General features: G+C 73.7%; 18 protein-coding genes. 13 read left to right on the top strand and 5 right to left on the bottom strand.

Going from position 1 to position 17,355, the window contains the following annotated elements; translation table 11 throughout:
* Positions 1-107: 107 nt before the first annotated feature.
* The 3 genes from B446_RS17110 (at position 108) to B446_RS17100 (ending at position 2,461) form a co-directional block, all read left to right on the top strand.
* On the top strand, positions 108-608 hold the full coding sequence (locus B446_RS17110; protein WP_043475822.1) for an SCO4402 family protein: 501 nt from the start codon (positions 108-110) through the stop codon (positions 606-608).
* A gap of 131 nt (positions 609-739) precedes the next feature.
* On the top strand, positions 740-1,624 hold the full coding sequence (gene purU, locus B446_RS17105; protein WP_020940705.1) for a formyltetrahydrofolate deformylase: 885 nt from the start codon (positions 740-742) through the stop codon (positions 1,622-1,624).
* Between the two features lie 57 nt (positions 1,625-1,681).
* Positions 1,682-2,461 (top strand): SDR family NAD(P)-dependent oxidoreductase, encoded by a 780-nt coding sequence (locus B446_RS17100; protein ID WP_020940704.1) that lies wholly within the window; start codon positions 1,682-1,684, stop codon positions 2,459-2,461.
* A 13-nt stretch (positions 2,462-2,474) separates the two neighbouring features.
* On the opposite strand, the gene B446_RS17095 is transcribed toward B446_RS17100, so the two are convergent.
* Positions 2,475-3,728 (bottom strand): zf-HC2 domain-containing protein, encoded by a 1,254-nt coding sequence (locus B446_RS17095; RefSeq protein ID WP_106960697.1) that lies wholly within the window; start codon positions 3,726-3,728, stop codon positions 2,475-2,477.
* Between the two features lie 134 nt (positions 3,729-3,862).
* Positions 3,863-4,465, bottom strand: coding sequence for a sigma-70 family RNA polymerase sigma factor (locus B446_RS17090; RefSeq protein ID WP_020940702.1), 603 nt, complete (start codon positions 4,463-4,465; stop codon positions 3,863-3,865).
* Positions 4,466-4,799: 334 nt separating this feature from the next.
* Here B446_RS17090 and B446_RS17085 point away from each other — a divergent pair, with 334 nt between their 5' ends.
* Complete coding sequence (locus B446_RS17085; protein WP_043475820.1) at positions 4,800-5,180, top strand: STAS domain-containing protein; 381 nt, start codon at positions 4,800-4,802, stop codon at positions 5,178-5,180.
* Positions 5,181-5,472: 292 nt separating this feature from the next.
* The gene (locus B446_RS17080) at positions 5,473-5,985 is read left to right on the top strand and encodes an EF-hand domain-containing protein (RefSeq protein ID WP_020940700.1); all 513 of its coding nucleotides are present in this window, start codon (positions 5,473-5,475) and stop codon (positions 5,983-5,985) included.
* On the opposite strand, the gene B446_RS17075 is transcribed toward B446_RS17080, so the two are convergent.
* Positions 5,969-7,486 (bottom strand): class I adenylate-forming enzyme family protein, encoded by a 1,518-nt coding sequence (locus tag B446_RS17075; RefSeq protein WP_020940699.1) that lies wholly within the window; start codon positions 7,484-7,486, stop codon positions 5,969-5,971. The genes B446_RS17080 and B446_RS17075 overlap by 17 nt on opposite strands.
* A gap of 146 nt (positions 7,487-7,632) precedes the next feature.
* Here B446_RS17075 and B446_RS17070 point away from each other — a divergent pair, with 146 nt between their 5' ends.
* From B446_RS17070 to B446_RS17055, 5 genes are all read left to right on the top strand, one after another.
* Complete coding sequence (locus B446_RS17070; RefSeq protein ID WP_020940698.1) at positions 7,633-8,826, top strand: amidohydrolase family protein; 1,194 nt, start codon at positions 7,633-7,635, stop codon at positions 8,824-8,826.
* Positions 8,826-9,959 carry an acyl-CoA dehydrogenase gene (locus tag B446_RS17065; protein WP_020940697.1) on the top strand — a complete coding sequence of 378 codons (1,134 nt, stop codon included), beginning with the start codon at positions 8,826-8,828 and terminating at the stop codon, positions 9,957-9,959. Before B446_RS17070 ends, B446_RS17065 begins: the two co-directional genes overlap by 1 nt.
* 2 nt (positions 9,960-9,961) lie before the next feature.
* Positions 9,962-10,843: an acyl-CoA dehydrogenase family protein gene (locus B446_RS17060; protein WP_043478473.1), complete on the top strand. Its 882-nt coding sequence runs from the start codon at positions 9,962-9,964 to the stop codon at positions 10,841-10,843.
* Between the two features lie 392 nt (positions 10,844-11,235).
* Positions 11,236-11,373, top strand: coding sequence for a hypothetical protein (locus B446_RS39235; RefSeq protein ID WP_158506766.1), 138 nt, complete (start codon positions 11,236-11,238; stop codon positions 11,371-11,373).
* 18 nt (positions 11,374-11,391) lie between these two features.
* On the top strand, positions 11,392-11,862 hold the full coding sequence (locus tag B446_RS17055) for an ATP-binding protein (protein ID WP_020940695.1): 471 nt from the start codon (positions 11,392-11,394) through the stop codon (positions 11,860-11,862).
* Between the two features lie 302 nt (positions 11,863-12,164).
* Here the strand turns inward: B446_RS17055 and B446_RS17050 are convergent, their stop codons facing one another.
* Positions 12,165-13,100, bottom strand: coding sequence for a cyclase family protein (locus B446_RS17050; RefSeq protein ID WP_020940694.1), 936 nt, complete (start codon positions 13,098-13,100; stop codon positions 12,165-12,167).
* A gap of 86 nt (positions 13,101-13,186) precedes the next feature.
* Between B446_RS17050 and B446_RS17045 the strand changes: the two genes are divergently transcribed.
* From B446_RS17045 to B446_RS17035, 3 genes are read left to right on the top strand one after another with little or no spacing between them, the layout of a single operon-like run.
* Positions 13,187-14,098: an SDR family NAD(P)-dependent oxidoreductase gene (locus tag B446_RS17045; protein ID WP_020940693.1), complete on the top strand. Its 912-nt coding sequence runs from the start codon at positions 13,187-13,189 to the stop codon at positions 14,096-14,098.
* A gap of 19 nt (positions 14,099-14,117) precedes the next feature.
* Positions 14,118-15,266 (top strand): acyl-CoA dehydrogenase family protein, encoded by a 1,149-nt coding sequence (locus tag B446_RS17040; RefSeq protein ID WP_020940692.1) that lies wholly within the window; start codon positions 14,118-14,120, stop codon positions 15,264-15,266.
* Positions 15,266-16,315: a Zn-dependent alcohol dehydrogenase gene (locus B446_RS17035; RefSeq protein ID WP_020940691.1), complete on the top strand. Its 1,050-nt coding sequence runs from the start codon at positions 15,266-15,268 to the stop codon at positions 16,313-16,315. Before B446_RS17040 ends, B446_RS17035 begins: the two co-directional genes overlap by 1 nt.
* On the opposite strand, the gene B446_RS17030 is transcribed toward B446_RS17035, so the two are convergent.
* Complete coding sequence (locus B446_RS17030; protein ID WP_020940690.1) at positions 16,237-17,343, bottom strand: GlxA family transcriptional regulator; 1,107 nt, start codon at positions 17,341-17,343, stop codon at positions 16,237-16,239. The two genes, B446_RS17035 and B446_RS17030, sit on opposite strands and share 79 nt — an antisense overlap.
* Between the last annotated feature and the right edge of the window lie 12 nt (positions 17,344-17,355).

Below are 17,355 nucleotides of genomic sequence, written 5' to 3'. Positions count from 1 at the left end.
GATTCCCTCACACCGCGAACCCGGGAGTGACCCTCGGTCAACGAAAGGTGACACCGAGGTGAATTACGGGGGCCCGTGTGGCCGGTGCGGCGAGGAACGTACGATCGATGACCGTGCAAGGTTCGGAGAACACTTCCCGTCGCGGCCGTCGCTCCTCCACCATGGGCGGCATGCCCCTGAACGACATGCCGTGGTGGCGCTGGCGCAGCAACGTGCGCTCGGCGCTGCACATGCTCTCCGATCCGGCGTTCCAGCGGGACGTCTGGCTGGCCGGCGTGGACGGGTACGGCGACGTCACGGACGCCGTCTACCGGCTGGTGGAGGACACCTGGCTGGACAACTGGTCCGCGGAGAAGTACGTCGGCACGATCTTCCGGGACTCCCAGGAGGCGGCGCTCGTCGACACCGCCGTGCTGCGGGTGCTGCGGATCATGCACCAGGTCGGCCCGGACGCGCCGGTCTCCGCCTACCTCGACCACCACGCGTGGCCGGAGGCGGTGCGGGCGGCCCGGGACGCGCACCTGCGCCTGGCGGCCAGTGACGGCGACGACCCCGAGGCGACGCCGCGCAGCCTGGAAGTGCTGCGGATCATGACGAGGACGGCCTAGCGGCCCGCGGCCCGGTGGCCCGCGGTCGCCGGCCGCCGGGCCGTCCGTCCCGTCCGGCCACCCGTCCGCCCTGCGGACGAGTGCCCGTGGCGGGGGGTCCTTGTGGGACCCTTTGGTGCATGAACGAGCGCATGAACGAGCAGCCCGCGCGCGCCGCCGACGACCCGGCGGACCAGTACGTCCTCACCCTCTCCTGCCCGGACAAACAGGGCATCGTGCACGCCGTGTCCAGCTACCTGTTCATGACCGGCTGCAACATCGAGGACAGCCAGCAGTTCGGCGACCACGACACGGGCCTGTTCTTCATGCGCGTCCACTTCTCCGGCGAGGCGCCGGTCACGGTGGACAAACTGCGGGCGAGCTTCGCGGCGATCGGCGACTCCTTCCACATGGACTGGCAGATCAACCGGGCCGACGAGAAGATGCGCATCGTCCTGATGGTCAGCAAGTTCGGGCACTGCCTGAACGACCTGCTGTTCCGGACGCGGATCGGCGCCCTGCCGGTCGAGATCGCGGCCGTGGTGTCGAACCACACCGACTTCCAGGAGCTGGTCGGCTCCTACAACGTCCCCTTCCACCACATCCCGGTGACGAGGGAGACCAAGGCGGACGCCGAGGCGCGGCTGCTGGAGATCGTCCGCGAGGAGGACGTCGAGCTGGTCGTCCTCGCCCGCTACATGCAGGTCCTCTCGGACGACCTGTGCAAGCGGCTCAGCGGCCGGATCATCAACATCCACCACTCGTTCCTGCCGAGCTTCAAGGGCGCCAAGCCCTACCACCAGGCGCACACCCGGGGCGTGAAGCTGATCGGCGCGACCGCGCACTACGTCACCGCCGACCTCGACGAGGGCCCGATCATCGAGCAGGAGGTCGAGCGGGTGGGGCACGGTGTGACCCCGGACCAGCTCGTCGCGATCGGGCGGGACGTGGAGTGCCAGGCGCTGGCGCGCGCGGTGAAGTGGCACGCGGAGCGCAGGATCCTGCTCAACGGGCGCCGCACGGTCGTCTTCGCCTGAGCGCGGGGCCGCCCGCCCCGTCGGCGCCGCCCGTCCCGTGCCGTCTAGGCTGCGCCCATGACGTCAGCCGCCTACCTCTCCCACCTGTTCTCGCTGGACGGCCGGGTCGCCGTGGTGACCGGCGGCAGTTCCGGCATCGGCCGGGCCATCACCGGGGCGCTGGCCCGCGCCGGCGCGAGCGTGGTGGTCGTGGCCCGCGGGAAGGCGCAGCTGGCCGAGACGGTCGACGAGCTGGTGGCCGGGGGCTGCCGGGCGGCCTGGGTGAGCGGTGACCTGAGCACCCGGGACGGGATCCGCGCGGCGGCCGACGAGGCGGCCGGGGTGTTCGGCGAGCCGGACATCCTGGTCAACTGCGCCGGGGTCAACCTGCGGCCGCCGATGGGCGAGCTGGGCGAGGACGTCTGGGACGCCACCATGACCCTGAACCTGGAGGCGCCCTTCCTGCTGGGACAGCGGTTCGGGCCCGGCATGGCCGAGCGCGGCTACGGCCGGATCATCCACATCACCTCGCAGCAGGCGCACCGGGCCTTCGTGCAGAGCGGCGCCTACGGCGTCTCCAAGGGAGCGCTGGAGTCGCTGGCCCGCTCCCAGGCCGAGGCGTGGTCGCCGCACGGCGTCACCTGCAACACGCTGGTGCCGGGCTTCGTCATGACGCCGCTCAACGCGCGGCTGTCGTCCGACGAGCGGAAGGTGGCGGCACTCGCGGAGCGCACCCTGGTCGGACGCAACGGACTGGCCGAGGACTTCGCGGGCGCGGCCGTCTTCCTCGCCGGTCCGTCCTCCGCCTACGTCACCGGCCAGTCGGTCTTCGTGGACGGCGGCTTCTCCGTCCACTGAACCCGCCCCCGACTCACAGTCGGCTCAGGCCCGCCGCGGCGAACAGCACGTCCCTGATCGCCTCGCGGTCGCCCAGCTGTCCCGCCGCGGCCTCCTCCGGTGGCACGTGGCCCGCCGCCAGGCGGCAGAACTCCACACCGTCCAGGGCGACATGGGCCACCTCGTGGTCGGCGGAGCCCACCGCGGCCGGTGAGTCCAGCGGGATCAGCCACTCCCCGCCGGCCGCGCCCTCGATCTCCAGCCGCAGGCTGCGCCCCGGTGCCCCCGCGGGTACGAGGTGCGGGGTGCGGCCGGGGGCGGACAGCCCGGTCCGGCGCCGCTCGGCCAGCGCGACCGGCAGCATCCGGGCCGCGAGGTCGATCATCTTGTTCAAGTGCCGTGGCGCGGGCGGCTCGTAGGGGTAGTCCACCGCCTCGGCGATGTCCTCGGCGTGCATCCAGCACTCGAAGGCGCGGTCCAGCATGGCGTCGTGCAGCGGCAGCGCGAACTCGCCGTAGGGGACTTCGAGTCCGCCGGCGGTGCTGCCCGTGAAGGACACCGTCCGTACGATGCCGTGGCTCTGCTCGCGCCAGGGCCCGCGCACCGAACGTGTCGGCGGGAAGTGGGAGGCGCGCCAGAACGCCTCGGTCCGGGCCGCCGGGCCCACGGCCTCCGGCGCGCCCCCGGCGAGTCCGGCCAGCGGGTCCTCCAGGCCGAGCGCCACCGCGACCAGCCCGTCCACCGTCAGCAGATGGGCGATCACCCCGGCGACGGTGGTGCGCCGGCTCGTGGCCGCGTCGGCCTCGAACCAGCGCAGGCGCACCGGCGCGTGCCACTCGGCGTCCCCGAAGTCCTGGAGCAGCGCGTCCAGGCGCGCGGTCTCGGCGTCGTAGGCGGCCGCCCACTCGGGCACCGGGATGTGCGGCGGCCGGCGGTCGAGGCAGCTCTCCAGGACGCGGGTGCGCAGGGCGGGGTCGAGGTCCAGGCTCTCGGGCTGGTGCAGCAGTCCGACCGCCTCGCGCAGCCGCAGCGCCTCCTCCGCGCAGGCGCCGCAGGCGCCCAGGTGTTCCTCCACGGCCGCGGTCTCGGCGGCCGAGCAGGCGGCCAGGGCCCAGGCGCCGAGGAGCGACTTCAGGACGTCGTGCGACAGGTCGAGCGGCACGGCTGCGGGGTCCCCCAGGTCGGCCAGGTCGGGCAGTGGCTGTCCGCCGTCCTCGACGGAGGCGCGGGGCAGCGGTATCCGGTGCGGCGACCGGTCGGGTCCGAAGCCGCCGGCGCCGGGCGGCACGGCACCGGCGCCGTGGTCCGTCCCGCGCGCGTCGCCGAACGGGCCGCGCTCGTCGGGTCCCTGGTGCCACTCGGTCCACTCGTCGTGGCCGTCCCGCTCGTGGCCGTCGTGCGCCCCGAAGCCTCCGGTGCCGCTCACACCGCACCCCCGTAGCCCGGCGGGGTGCCCGCGTCGGGGGCGGTGGACAGCAGTTGGAGGCCGAGGCGGAGCCGGCGGCGGGCCTCGTCCTCGGTGACCCCGAGGTCGGCCGCGGTCTGGCGGTAGTCGCGGCGCTGGAAGTAGGCCAGTTCGAGGGCGGCGCGCAGCGGGGCGGGCATGGAGTGGACGATGTAGTCGGCGCGGGCGGCGACCGAGGCGCGGCGCACCTTGCTCTCCAGGCTCTCCAGCCTCCCGGGTTCGTCCGCACCGTCGTCGGCGCGGTCGCTGCCGCCCCGGGTGAGCGCGGCCGTCTCGGTGGCGCGCAGCCGTTGCACGGCCAGCCGGTGGGTCACGGCGGCCACCCAGGAGCGCAGCGGGCCCTGTTTGGGGTCGTAGCTGTCGGGGTGTTCCCAGACATGGGCGAAGACCTCCCGGGTGACGCCGTCGGCCGCCCGTTCGTCCCCCAGGACGCGGTGGGCGAGGCTGTGCACCAGCGAGGCGAACCGGTCGTACAGCTCGCCGAGCGCCGCCGCCTCACCCCGCGCGAGCCGCTGCTGCATCTTGCGGTCCCAGCGGGGCGGTACGTCCTTGTGCGCCATGCTGCCCTCCCCTCGGTCTCGTCCGGCTCGTCCAGCGTCTCCGTACTGCCCTCTCGAATGTAGTCGGCACGTCCGACAGCGCACGCCCCTTTGTGTCAATGTGCGCCCCTGGAAGCGTCGCAGGTGATAGTGCCCCCTTCACACAACCTTCACGCAATGCGGGCCAATCTGCGATCGAACGGGATCGATAGTGACTGAAAGAAGCCCTTTGTTGATCGCGCGCGGTTTGCTGCGGAAAGTTTCAGGGAACGGCCGCTGGGCAGCCGCGCGGAAAGAAACGTAGGAACTGCTTCCGTTTCCGGGCGGTTCCAAGAGTTCCGGCGAGCGGAGGGGCGTGGCCGTGACATTCAGGGTGACCGGCGTCGAAGAAGGCGAGTGGGCCGTGCTCCAGGTGTCCGGGGAACTGGACCTGGTGACCTCCCCGGCCCTGCGCCAGCGCGTGCACGACGTGGTCGCGGAGGGCCACCACAGCCTGGTCCTCGACCTCTCCGAGGTCTTCTTCTGCGACTCCAGCGGGGTCGGCGTGCTGATCGCGGCGCGCCGGCTGATCCGCTCCTGTCAGGGCCGGCTGCGGCTGATCCTGCCGGACCGGGGCGCCGAGGACGGCTCCCACGTCAACCGGGTGCTCGGCGCGCTCGGCGTCCGCCGCCTGTTCGACGTCCGCCCGGACGTCGCGTCCGCCGTCACCGACGAGGCGGACCCGCTCTCCGCCTGACCCTCCACCCGGACCCTCCCGTCCGGGCCCTCCCGGGTTCGTCCGAGCCCCGCCGGGCCCTCTCCTCTCCCGGTCCTTCCCGAACCTTCCCGGCCTCTCCAGGCCCTCCCCGCGAGCCGGGCCGTGCCCGTTCGCCCCGCGTCCGCCGCCCCCGCGCCGATCGGCACGAAGTCGTCGCGGAATTCCCCCGGTCTTGGCACAACGGCCGCCTTTTCGTCACCTGGCCGCCGCCCACGTCGTACGCTCCCTGCCAGATCGACCCCCACGTCTACCTAAGGCGGCCCGAACAGACATGGTCAGCACCGAGTACGAGCGCAGGATCGCCGCCCGGTTCGCCACCTTCGACCAGGACGGCAACGGCTGGATCGACCGCGCGGACTTCAACGCCGCGGCCAAGGCCCTGCTCGCCGAGTTCGCCGTGCCCGCCCGCTCCGACCGCGGCCAGGCGCTGTACGCCGGTGCCGAGGCGTTCTGGCAGGGCATGGCGGGCATCGCGGACCGGGACGGCGACCAGCGCATCTCCCGCGAGGAGTTCGTCACCGGCGCGGTCAAGCGGCTGCGCGACAACCCCGAGCGCTTCGCCGAGATCGCCCGCCCCTTCCTGCACGCGTCCCTGGCCGTGGCGGACCCGGACGGCGACGGACGGGCCACCGTCTCCGACACCGTCCGCGTCCTGCGGGTCTTCCACGTGCCGGAGAACGTCGCCCACACGGTCGCCGCCGCCCTCGACGCGGACGGCGACGGCAGGGTCGGCGAGGCGGAGATCGTGCCGGCGTTCGCGCGGTACTTCACGGTTCCCGAGTAGCCGGCCGCGCGAACCGCTCGCGCAGCTTGTACTTGAGCACCTTGCGCAGCGTCTCGTTGCGCGGCAGGGCGTCCACCACCTCCACACGCTCCGGCAGCTTGTGGACGGACAGCCCCGCCGCCCGCAGGTACGCGACCGTCTCCGCGAGGGTCGGTCCCGGTGCGCCGGGCGGCGGTTCGACCACCGCGCACACCAGCTCGCCGCGCTCGGCGTCCGGCAGGCCGATCACCGCCGCGTCCGCCACCCGCGGGTGCGCGGCGAGCAGGTCCTCGATCTCCTTGGCCGAGATGTTCTCGCCCTTGCGGATGATCACGTCCTTCAGCCGCCCGGTGAGCACGAGGTGCCCGGAGCCGGTCAGCCGGCCCAGGTCGCCGGTGCGCAGGTAGCCCTCCTCGTCGAAGGCCGCCGCCGTCTGGGCGGGGTCCAGATAGCCCCGGCACACGGCCTCGCCCCGCAGCCGCACCTCGCCGTCCACGATCCGGATCCGCATGCCCGCGGGCGGGCGCCCCTCGGTCGTCGCGAGGTTCTCCGGCGTGTCCTCGGGGTCGCCCATCGTGATCATCGGCACCTCCGTCATGCCGTACCCGTGGGTGAGCTGCACCCCCATCTCGCGCACGACGGCGTGGTAGACCTCCGGGGGCTTCGGGGCCCCGCCGCCCGCGAGCAGGCGCAGGGTGGGGATCACCTTCGCCCCCGGCCGCCGGCGCTGCTCGGCCAGGAACATGGAGTAGAAGGCGGTGGAGCCCCCGGCCACCGTCACCCCGTGGCGCCGGTACCCCTCCAGCGCGTCCGGCAGCGCGAACTGCTCGAACATCACCGCCGGGAAGCCGTAGAGCAGCAGCATGACCGTGTAGTCGGGCCCGCCGATGTGGGCGTAGGGGAAGGCCATCGAGCCCACGTCGTCCGGGCGCGGCCGCAGGGCGTGGGCCAGGCAGGAGCCGCCCGCGATCAGCGAACGGTCGGTGTGCAGCACGCCCTTGGGGTCGGAGGTCGTCCCGGAGGTCCAGTAGATCCAGCGGACCGAGGTGCCGTCGGCCGGCGGGGCCGGGAGCACCGACGGGTCGCCGTCGGGCAGGTCGTCGTACGCCTCGAAGACGCCCTTGGCGCCGAGCCGCCGGGCCATCTCCGTGTGGTCGTGGCCGCGCCAGACGCCCGGTACGGCGAAGAACTCCGCGCGGGACTCCCGCAGCGCGAAGCCGACCTCGCGGTCCCGGTAGAACGGGTTGACCGGGGACTGCACGGCGCCCAGCCGGGCCAGCGCGAAGGACAACACGGCCGTCTCGATGCGGGTGGGCAGTTGCCAGGCGACCACCGTGCCCGGGCGCACGCCCATGCCGTACAGCCCGGCCGCGACCCGCTCGGCACGGCTCCGCAGCCCGCCGAAGGTCAGCCGGCGCTCGTCCTGGAGCAGCACGGGCAGGGCGGGGGTGAGGCGGGCCCGGCGGTCCACCAGCTCCCAGAGGGTGCGCGAGGCGCTCAGGGCGTGTGCGGTGTCGTTCACGTCTGCCCCCAAAGCTGACGATGCGTCAGATCGTGCGCAGAGCGTAGGGCCGTGCGCCTTGTCGGTCCAGGGGGTGCGGGCTAGCCTGCTGGCGACGGAGTATCTGACGGCCCATCAGATCAAGCGGATCGACAGGTGGGGGACCCATGACCGAACTGCCGCGCATCGTCAGCGTCGACGACCATGTGATCGAGCCCGCCCACCTCTTCGAGACCTGGCTCCCGGCGAAGTACCGGGAGCGCGGGCCCAAGCCGCTGACCGCCGGGATCGGGGAACTGGCCTACGTCGGCGGCAAGTACCAGATCACCATGGACCCGGACGGCCAGCCGACCGACTGGTGGATCTACGAGGACCTCAAGTTCCCGTACAAGCGCAACATCGCCGCCGTCGGCTTCGACCGCGACGAGATGACCCTGGAGGGGATCACCCGGGAGCAGATGCGGCGCGGCTGCTGGGACCCGAAGGCCCGGCTCGCCGACATGGACCTCAACCACGTCGAGGCCAGCCTCTGCTTCCCGACCTTCCCCCGCTTCTGCGGGCAGACCTTCGCCGAGGCGCACGACAAGGAGGTCGCCCTCGCCTGCGTCCGGGCCTACAACGACTGGATGGTGGAGGAGTGGTGCGGGGACAGCGGGGGCCGCCTGATCCCGCTGTGCCTGATCCCGCTGTGGGACGTGGAGCTGGCCGTCGCGGAGATCCGCCGCAACGCCCGGCGCGGGGTGCGGGCGGTGACCTTCTCCGAGATCCCCACCCACCTCGGGCTGCCGTCCATCCACTCCGGCCACTGGGACCCCTTCTTCGCGGTGTGCCAGGAGACGGGGACGGTCGTCAACATGCACATCGGCAGCAGCTCCCAGATGCCCGCCGCCTCCCCGGACGCGCCGCCCGCCGTCCAGGCCGCGCTCAGCTTCAACAACGCGATGGCCTCGATGACGGACTACCTCTTCAGCGGCGTGCTGGTGCGCTTCCCCGCCCTCAGACTCGCCTACTCCGAGGGGCAGATGGGCTGGATCCCGTACGCCCTGGAGCGCGCCGACGACGTGTGGGAGGAGCACCGCGCCTGGGGCGGGGTGCGCGACCTGGTCCCGGAGCCGCCGTCGACGTACTACTACCGGCAGATCTTCTGCTGCTTCTTCCGCGACCGGCACGGGGTGGCGTCCCTGGACGTGGTCGGACGGGACAACGCCACCTTCGAGACCGACTACCCGCACGTCGACTCGACCTTCCCGCACACCAAGGAGGTCGCCCTCGACCACGTGAAGGGCCTGGACGACGAGACCGTGCGCAAGCTGATGCGGGGCAACGCCATCCGCATGCTCGGCCTGGACCTCGACGACTGATGGACCTGTCGGACACGCCCGAGGAGGAGGAGTTCCGGGCCCGGCTGCGGGAGTGGCTGGCCAAGGTGCTGCCCACCCTGCCGGCCCGGCCGTCCCCGGACGACTGGCCCGGCCGCCGCGCCTACGACCTCGGCTGGCAGCGCACGCTCCACGACGCCGGGTACGCCGACGTGCACTGGGGCGCCTCCCCGACCACCCGGCTCATCTTCCTGGAGGAGACCGAGCGGGCCGGCGCCCCCTACGTGGGCGCGAACTTCGTCGGACTGCTGCACGCGGGACCCACCATCGCCGCCGAGGGCACCCCCGCCCAGCGGGCCCGCTGGCTGCCGCACATCCTGCGCGGCGACGAGGTGTGGTGCCAGGGGTTCAGTGAACCGGACGCCGGATCCGACCTCGCCGCGCTGCGCACGCGCGCGTGGCGCGACGGCGACGACTACGTGGTGAGCGGGTCCAAGATCTGGACCTCGCACGCCGAGGTCGCCGACTGGTGCGAACTGCTGGTCCGCACCGATCCCCGGGCGCCCCGGCACCGGGGCATCACCTGGCTGGCCATGCCCATGGACGCCGACGGTGTCACCGTACGGCCGCTGCGCACCCTCGCCGGATCGGCCGAGTTCGCCGAGGTGTTCCTGGACGAGGTCCGGGTGCCGGCCGCCAACCGGGTGGGGGAGGAGAACGACGGCTGGCGGGTCACCCTGGTGACGCTGTCCTTCGAGCGCGGCACCGCCTTCGTCGGCGAGGTCGTCGCCTGCCGCCGGGTGCTGGGCGAACTCGCCCGCGCCGCACGGGACAACGGCCGCTGGGACGACCCCGTGCTGCGCCGCCGGATCGGCCGGCTGGCCGCCGAGTTCCGCGCGCTGTGGCGTCTGACCCAGTGGAACGTCAGCGAGGCGGAGGCGAGCGGAGGCGTGCCGGGCGCCGGCGGCTCCGTGTTCAAGCTCAGGTACTCGCACGCCCGCCAGGAGCTCTACGACACCGCCGCCGACGTGCTCGGCCCCGACGGACTCGACCTGGACCGGCCCTGGGTCCTGGACCGGCTCTCCTCGCTGTCGTACACCATCGCCGCGGGCACCTCGCAGATCCAGCGCGACATCGTCGCCGAGCGCGTGCTCGGCCTGCCGAAGGGACGATGACCGTGCGCTTCCGACTCACCGAGGACCAGCAGGCGTTGCGGACCTGGGTACGGCGGCTGCTGGAGCGCCGGTGGGACGCGGGCGCCCTGCGCGCGGCGGCGGCCGGGCCGGCCCGGCTGGACCGGGAGCTGTGGCGGGAGCTGGGCGCGGCGGGCCTGTTCGCGCTGCGGCTGCCCGAGACCGAGGGCGGGGCCGGCCTCGGGCTGCCCGAGGCGGTGCTGGTCTTCGAGGAGACCGGCCGCGCCCTGCTGCCGGGCCCGCTGCTGGCGACCCATCTCGCGGCGGGGACCGTGCCGGGGGCCGCCACCGGTCGGACCGTGGTGGCCGGTGTGGACGGCCCGCTGGTGGAGTGGCTGGACGCGGCGGACGCTGTGCTCGGGGACCCCACCGGGGCCGTGCCGCTGCGCTCGGCCGACCCGCTCACCCCGCTGCACCGGGTGCCCGGGGCGGCCGGCGGCGGCACGGCGGAGCCGGTGGCCGTGCTGCTCACCGCCGCCGAGCAGCTCGGCACGGCCGCGCGCGCGTGCGAAATGGCCGTGCAACACGCCCGGGCGCGGGAACAGTTCGGGCGGCCGATCGGGGCCTTCCAGGCGGTCAAACACCTGTGCGCCGACATGCTGGTGCGCGCCGAGACGGCCCGCGCCGCCGTCTACGCGGCCGCCGTGACCGCCGCTCCCGCGGACGTCGCCGCGGCCCGGCTGCTCGCCGACGAGGCCGCCCTGCGGGGCACCCGCGACTGCCTCCAGGTGCACGGCGGCATGGGCTTCACCTGGGAGGCGGAGGTCCATCTGCATCTCAAGCGTGCCTGGGTGCGGGCGCGGCGGGGCGGCGGCGGGGCGGTCGCCGAGGAAGCGCTTGCCGCCGATCTGCTGTCCGGGCCGTAGCGCGGGGCGCCCCGGCGGAACGGCCGGTGAGGTGATGGCCCAGGATGTCGCGGATCGTGGCGCGCCCGCATCACGGAGCGTCGATACCGGGTTGTGTCCTTCGCGCGACTCGTCACGGCCCGGAGTCGGGTGCCCGCTCGGGTACCTTGGGTGAGATGCGAGTGGCTACGAGCACGAACCGTGCCGGTGATGCCCCTGGGGCGTCCCCGGGACGCCCGGTGCGCGCCGCTGCTCGCAGGGCGGTAAGGGCTTGTCGCGCCGCCTGTTCGACTCCCCGGCACACGCGTCGCACAGTATGCCGCACGCGTACTCCTTCGCGCTGGAATATGCCCGAAGCGCTTGTTGGGGTGACTGTACGTCAACCATGCTGTCTCGCAAGGAAATCACGTTCCGTGACCCTTGCTCTGGCCGTTGTCCTGGCCATGCAGAAAATGGCTACGATCGTGGCCCTCGTCGTGCTGTGCGTCACGGCTTCCGCCGTGGTGTCCGCGTGGCGCGGGGCCATGAGTCCGCCGGTTCGGATGGTGTGAGCGGTGCAGGTGCTTCAAGTGCAGCTGGAGATCCGGCCCGACCCCACGGAGGTGGGGCGGGCGAGGCGGTGGGCCCGCTCGCGTCTCGCCGGGCTCGGGATACAGGCCGACGAGGCGTTGGCCGAGACACTGGTCCTGCTCGTCTCCGAGCTGGTGACCAACGCCGTGGTGCACACCGGCCGTCCGGCGGTGCTGCGGCTCTCCCTGCCCGGCGCCGCGGCCGAGCCGGCCGCCGCCACGGTGCGCCTGGAGGTGGCCGACAGCAGCTCCCGCGCGCCCGTCCCGCGCTGCGCGGGCAGTGACGCCACCGGCGGCCGGGGCCTGGCCCTCGTCGACTGCCTGGCCGACCGCTGGGGCTGGAGCCCGGAGGGTTCGGGCAAGAGCATCTGGTGCGAGCTGGACCGCTGCTCACGGCCCGGGCAGGGTGCGGCCGCGGCGTACGGGGGCGGTCTGTCCGCGTACGAGGACTTCGCCTTCGAGGCGGTGTAGGCGCCCGGCGCGGTGTGCGCCGGGGGTGCATCCGTGCGCTGCCCCTGCGAAACGGCCATAAGTGACGATTCACCTCACCGCTGTTGACGGCTCGTGAGTGATCGAACACGCTGGTGGGCGTCGATTCGCCGCGAGGGGACGGCGAGGGCCCGCTCGGCGGTGGTCCTCGTCGAGTGCGGGTCGCACCGGGGGCGGCGCGAGGCCGGAAGGCGGGGGCGCGCCGCCGACCGGACCTCCGAATCCGCCTGATCCCGTGGCGCTGCGGACTGCACGGTGCTGCGGACCTCACAGCACGGCGGACCTCACAGCACGGCGACCGGCGCCACCGGTGTGCCCGTCGCGCCGACGAACGGCTCCGGCATCGCCGACAGCAGGAACGCGTACCGGCCCGCTTCTCCACAGGCTGTGGACAACTCTTCGAGATTCCAGTTCTGGCCCTGGAGCATCCCCATCTCCACCAGGTCCAGGGCGTGCACGGGCAGCCACAGGTCCTCGATCTCGGGCGGGAACACCTCGAAGGTGAGCGTGTCGTTCGCGACCGCCGCCACGTCGCGCGCGTGGAACCACTCCGGACAGCGCACCGAGAGGCCCGGGGACGGATAGCCGTACCCGTGCCGGTCCCCGGCCAGGTACGCCCGCACCTGCCCGGTCCGCACCAGGACCACGTCCCCGGCCCGCACCCGCACCCGGCCGAACTCCTCCGCCGCCTCCAGGTCCTCCGGCGTGACCGCGTGCCCGCCCGGCAGCCGGTCCGTGCCGTGCGCGCGTGCCACGTCCAGCAGCACCCCGCGCGAGACGACGTGCCGGGCCTTGTCGATGCCGGCGAACTCCGCACCCCCGTGCGCGGTCACCGTGTGCGCCGGGCGGCCGTTGTAGAGCGTGCCCGAGTGCGACACGTGGGTCAGCGCGTCCCAGTGGGTGCCTGCCTGGAGGCCCATCGTCACCGTGTCGTCGCTGCACGCCACCGTGCCCGGCCCGAAGACCTCCTGGTTGATCTGCACCATGGCGTGCAGCGGGTTGACCCGCCCCGGGATCACGCCCGTCTGCACCCCGTCCTGGCGCAGCGGCAGGGCGAGCGGGACCCGGTGCCCGGAGCGCACGCAGGCCGCCGCCTCGCGCACCACCTCGCCGGTGACCAGGTTGAGCGTGCCGATCTCGTCGTCCGCCCCCCAACGCCCCCAGTTGTTCACGCGCTTGGCGATGTCGTCGAACGCGGGATGCAGTGTCGGCCGTGACATCCGGTGCCTCCCCGGGGCTTGTGTCCGCGCAGCTGACGCGCCATAAAATCTAACGGTCCGTCAGAAACTTCGGGAAGGGGCCGGGCGTGGGGAACTTCTTGACCGACAAGGTGGTCGCCGTGACGGGCGCCGGACGGGGCATCGGACGCGCGGTCGCCCTCGCGGCGGCGGCCGAGGGAGCCAGGGTCGTCGTCAACGACTACGGGGTGTCCACCGACGGGTCCTCGCCGACGAGCGAGATCGCCGACGGGGTCGTCAAGGAGATCGAGGCGGCCGGCGGCGAGGCGGTCGCGGTCGCCGACGACATCTCCACGATGGCGGGCGGGCAGCGGGTCGTCGACGCCGCCCTGTCCGCCTGGGGCCGCATCGACGGGGCCGTCTGCGTGGCCGGCATCCTGCGCGAACGCATGCTGTTCAACATGTCCGAGGAGGAGTGGGACCAGGTGGTCGCCACCCACCTCAAGGGCACCTTCACCGTCTTCCGGGCCGCCTCCGCCGTCATGCGCGGGCAGCGGTCCGGCACCCTGATCGGCTTCACCAGCGGCAACCACCAGGGCTCGGTCGCGCAGGCCAACTACAGCGCCGCGAAGGGCGGGATCATCTCGCTCGTGCGCAGCGCCGCCCTGGGGCTGCACAAGTACGGGGTGACCGCCAACGCCGTCGCGCCCGTGGCCCGTACCCGGATGTCGGCCGGCGTGCCGATGGAGCTGGCGGAGATCGGCGAGCCGGCGGACGTGGCCGCGCTGGTGGTCTACCTGCTGTCCCGGCAGGCGGCGGAGCAGCGGATCACGGGCCAGGTGTACACGATCGCCGGGCCGAAGCTCGCGGTGTGGGCCCAGCCCCGCGAGCTGCGTGCCGCGTACGCCCCCGGCGGCTGGACGCCGCAGACCATCGCCCGGTTCCTGCCGGGCTCGGTGGGGGTGGACCCGATGCCGATGCTGGCCCGCCTGGAGGCGATGGAGCAGGCGGCCCGGGAGGGCTCCCGGCCCAACGCCTGACCGACGCCGAGGAGGCGCTGTGGACTTTGGATTCACGCCCGAGGACGAGGCGTTCCGGGCCGAGGCCCGGGCCTGGCTGGCGGCGCACGCGGCTCCGGGCGCGGAGCGCCGCGGCTGGGAGCGGACGCTCGGCACCGCCGGCTGGATCGGCCTCGGCTGGCCCGAGGCCGGGTACGGCAACCGCAGCGCCCCGCTCACCCAGCAGGTCGCCTGGGCCGAGGAGTACGCCCGGTCCGCCGCGCCCCCGCGCTCCGGGCACATCGGGGAGAACCTGCTCGCCCCGACCCTCATCGCCCACGGCACCGAGGAGCAGAAGAACCGCTTCCTGCCGCCCGTCGCGGCCGGCGAGGAACTGTGGTGCCAGGGCTACAGCGAACCCGGCGCGGGCTCCGACCTGGCCGCCCTGCGCACGGTGGCGGTACGCGAGGGCGGGCGTTACCGGATCACCGGCCAGAAGATCTGGACCTCCCTCGCGCACGAGGCCGACTGGTGCTTCGTGCTGGCCCGCACGGACCCGGCCAGCCGCCGCCACCACGGGCTGAGCTTCCTGCTGGTCCCCATGGACCAGCCCGGCCGCATCGAGGTCCGGCCCATCCGCCAGCTGACCGGCACCAGCGACTTCAACGAGGTCTTCTTCGACGGGGCGCACGCGGCCGCCGGGCACGTCGTCGGCGGCGAGGGGCAGGGCTGGCGGGTGGCGATGAGCCTGCTGGGCTTCGAGCGCGGGGTGTCGACGCTGGCGCAGCAGATCGGGTTCGCCGAGGAGCTGGCGCGGGTCGTCGAGACGGCCGTGCGCACCGGCGCCGCCGACGACCCGGTGATGCGCGCCCGGCTGGTGCGCCAGTGGGCCGAACTGCGCACCATGCGCTGGAACGCGCTGCGCACCCTCGGCGGTTCCGCGGACTCCGGCGCGCCCAGCGTGGCCAAGCTGCTGTGGGCCGACTGGCACCAGCGGCTCGGGGAGCTGGCGGTGGGGGTACGGGGCGCCGCGGCGGCGGCCGGCCCGGCCGACTGGTCGCCCGAGGCGCCGTACGAACTCGACGCCGGGCAGCACCTGTTCCTCTTCTCCCGGGCCGACACCATCTACGGCGGCTCCGACCAGGTCCAGCGCACGATCATCGCCGAGCGGGTGCTCGGCCTGCCCAGAGAGCCGAAGGGGGCCGTGTGATGCGCGGTGTGGTGTTCGACGGCACGCGGGTCGAGGTGGTGGACGACCTCGCGGTGCGGGAGCCGGGTCCCGGCGAGGTGCGGGTGGCGGTCGCGGCGGCCGGCCTGTGCCACAGCGACCTGTCGGTGGTGGACGGCACCATCCCGTTCCCGGTGCCGGTGGTGCTCGGCCACGAGGGCGCCGGCGTGGTGGAGGCGGTCGGCGCGGGCGTCACCCACGTCGTCCCCGGTGACCATGTGGCCCTGTCCACGCTCGCCAACTGCGGCACCTGCCCGGAGTGCGACCGGGGCCGCCCGACGATGTGCCGCGAGGCGATCGGCCGCCCCGGCCGGCCCTTCAGCCGGGGGAACCGGCCGCTGTACCAGTTCGCCTGCAACTCGGCCTTCGCGGAACGCACGGTCGTCCGCGCCGTGCAGGCGGTGCGGATCCCCGCGGACGTCCCGCTGACGTCGGCCGCGCTGATCGGCTGCGGGGTGCTGACCGGCGTCGGCGCTGTGCTCAACCGGGCCCGGGTGGACCGCGGGGACAGCGTCGTCGTCATCGGCACGGGCGGCATCGGCCTGAACGTCCTCCAGGGCGCGCGGCTCGCCGGGGCGCTCACCGTCGTCGCCGTGGACGCCAACCCGGCCAAGGAGGCGGTGGCCCGGCGGTTCGGCGCCACCGAGTTCCTGACCTCCACGGAGGGCGTGCGGGACGTCCTGCCGACGGGCGCCGACCACGTCTTCGAGTGCGTCGGCCGGGTGGAGCTGGTCCACCGGGCGGTCGACCTCCTGGACCGGCACGGACAGGCCGTCCTGCTCGGCATGCCACCGGCGGGCGCCGAGGCGTCCTTCGTCGTCTCCGCGATGTTCCTGGACAAGGCGATCCTCGGCTGCCGCTACGGCTCCTCCCGTCCCCAGCGGGACATCCCCCTCTACGCCGAGCTGTACCGCCAGGGCCGCCTGCTGCTGGACGAGCTGGTGACCGCGGCCTACCCGGTGGAGGACTTCGAGAAGGCGCGGGCGGACGCGGAGGCGGGGCGGGTGGCGCGGGCGGTGCTGACCTTCTGAGCCGGGACCGCGGCCGCGAACCCGTCCGGGTCCTCGGCGCCGCCGCCGGTCCGGAAGGTGCGCCGGTAGGCGGTGGGGGTGACCCCGAGCGCGGCCTGGAGGTGCTGGCGCATCGACTGGGCGGTGCCGAAACCGGCCTCCTGGGCCACCTGGTCGACCGAGAGACCGGTGGACTCCAGCAGGTGGCGGGCGCGCTCGACCCGCTGCTGGGTGAGCCACTGGCCGGGGCTCACCCCGACCTCCTCGCGGAAGCGGCGGGTGAAGGTGCGCACCGACATCGCCTCCTGCTCCGCCATGTCCCGCAGCTGGATCGGCTCGTGCAGCCGCCCCAGGGCCCAGGCGCGCGCCGCGGTGGTCGTGGCGAGCTGGGGGTCGGGCACCGGGCGGTGGATGTACTGGGCCTGGCCGCCGTCGCGGTGCGGCGGCACGACCGTGCGGCGGGCCACGTCGTTGGCGACGGCCGTCCCGTGGTCGCGCCGCACCATGTGCAGGCACAGGTCGATCCCGGCGGCCACCCCGGCCGAGGTGAGCACGTCCCCGTCGTCGATGAACAGCACGTCCGCGTCCGTCCTGATCCGCGGGAACAGGCGCTGGAAGCGCTCGGCGTCGGCCCAGTGGGTGGTCGCCGGGCGGCCGTCGAGGTACCCGGCGGCGGCGAGGACGTAGACGCCGGTGCAGATGGAGGCCATGCGGGTGCCGGGACGGACCAGGGCGAGCGCGGCCGCCAGTTCCTCGGTGAGCCGGCCCTCCTCGTAGACCGGGCCCAGTTCGTACGACGCCGGGACGATCACCGTGTCGGCCGTCGCCAGGGCCTCGGGGCCGTTCGGGACGTGCACCGTGAAGTCGGCGTCGGTCTCGACCGGGCCGGGCGGCCGGACCGAGCAGGTCACGACCTCGTACAGGGGCCGGCCCTCGGCGTCGTGGGGGCGGCCGAAGATCCGGTGCGGAATGCCCAGCTCGAAGGGGAGCAGGCCGTCCAGCGCGAGGACGACGATCCGGTGCGGGCGGATGTCCTGGCCGAGATTCATGGCCCGATCCTA

It is taken from the genome of Streptomyces collinus Tu 365 (genome assembly GCF_000444875.1).
Classification (GTDB): Bacteria; Actinomycetota; Actinomycetes; order Streptomycetales; family Streptomycetaceae; genus Streptomyces; species Streptomyces collinus_A.
Note: the sequence above shows the minus strand (reverse complement) of the source record. Positions and strands in the feature narration are given on the sequence as shown.

Bases quoted from the DNA above. Each gene is read 5' to 3' on its own strand.
- B446_RS17110 (WP_043475822.1), top strand. From the start codon at position 108: ATGACCGTGCAAGGTTCGGAGAACACTTCCCGTCGCGGCCGTCGCTCC.
- purU (WP_020940705.1), top strand. From the start codon at position 740: ATGAACGAGCAGCCCGCGCGCGCCGCCGACGACCCGGCGGACCAGTAC.
- B446_RS17100 (WP_020940704.1), top strand. From the start codon at position 1,682: ATGACGTCAGCCGCCTACCTCTCCCACCTGTTCTCGCTGGACGGCCGG.
- B446_RS17090 (WP_020940702.1), bottom strand. From the start codon at position 4,465: ATGGCGCACAAGGACGTACCGCCCCGCTGGGACCGCAAGATGCAGCAG.
- B446_RS17080 (WP_020940700.1), top strand. From the start codon at position 5,473: ATGGTCAGCACCGAGTACGAGCGCAGGATCGCCGCCCGGTTCGCCACC.
- B446_RS17070 (WP_020940698.1), top strand. From the start codon at position 7,633: ATGACCGAACTGCCGCGCATCGTCAGCGTCGACGACCATGTGATCGAG.
- B446_RS17065 (WP_020940697.1), top strand. From the start codon at position 8,826: ATGGACCTGTCGGACACGCCCGAGGAGGAGGAGTTCCGGGCCCGGCTG.
- B446_RS17050 (WP_020940694.1), bottom strand. From the start codon at position 13,100: ATGTCACGGCCGACACTGCATCCCGCGTTCGACGACATCGCCAAGCGC.
- B446_RS17035 (WP_020940691.1), top strand. From the start codon at position 15,266: ATGCGCGGTGTGGTGTTCGACGGCACGCGGGTCGAGGTGGTGGACGAC.
- B446_RS17030 (WP_020940690.1), bottom strand. From the start codon at position 17,343: ATGAATCTCGGCCAGGACATCCGCCCGCACCGGATCGTCGTCCTCGCG.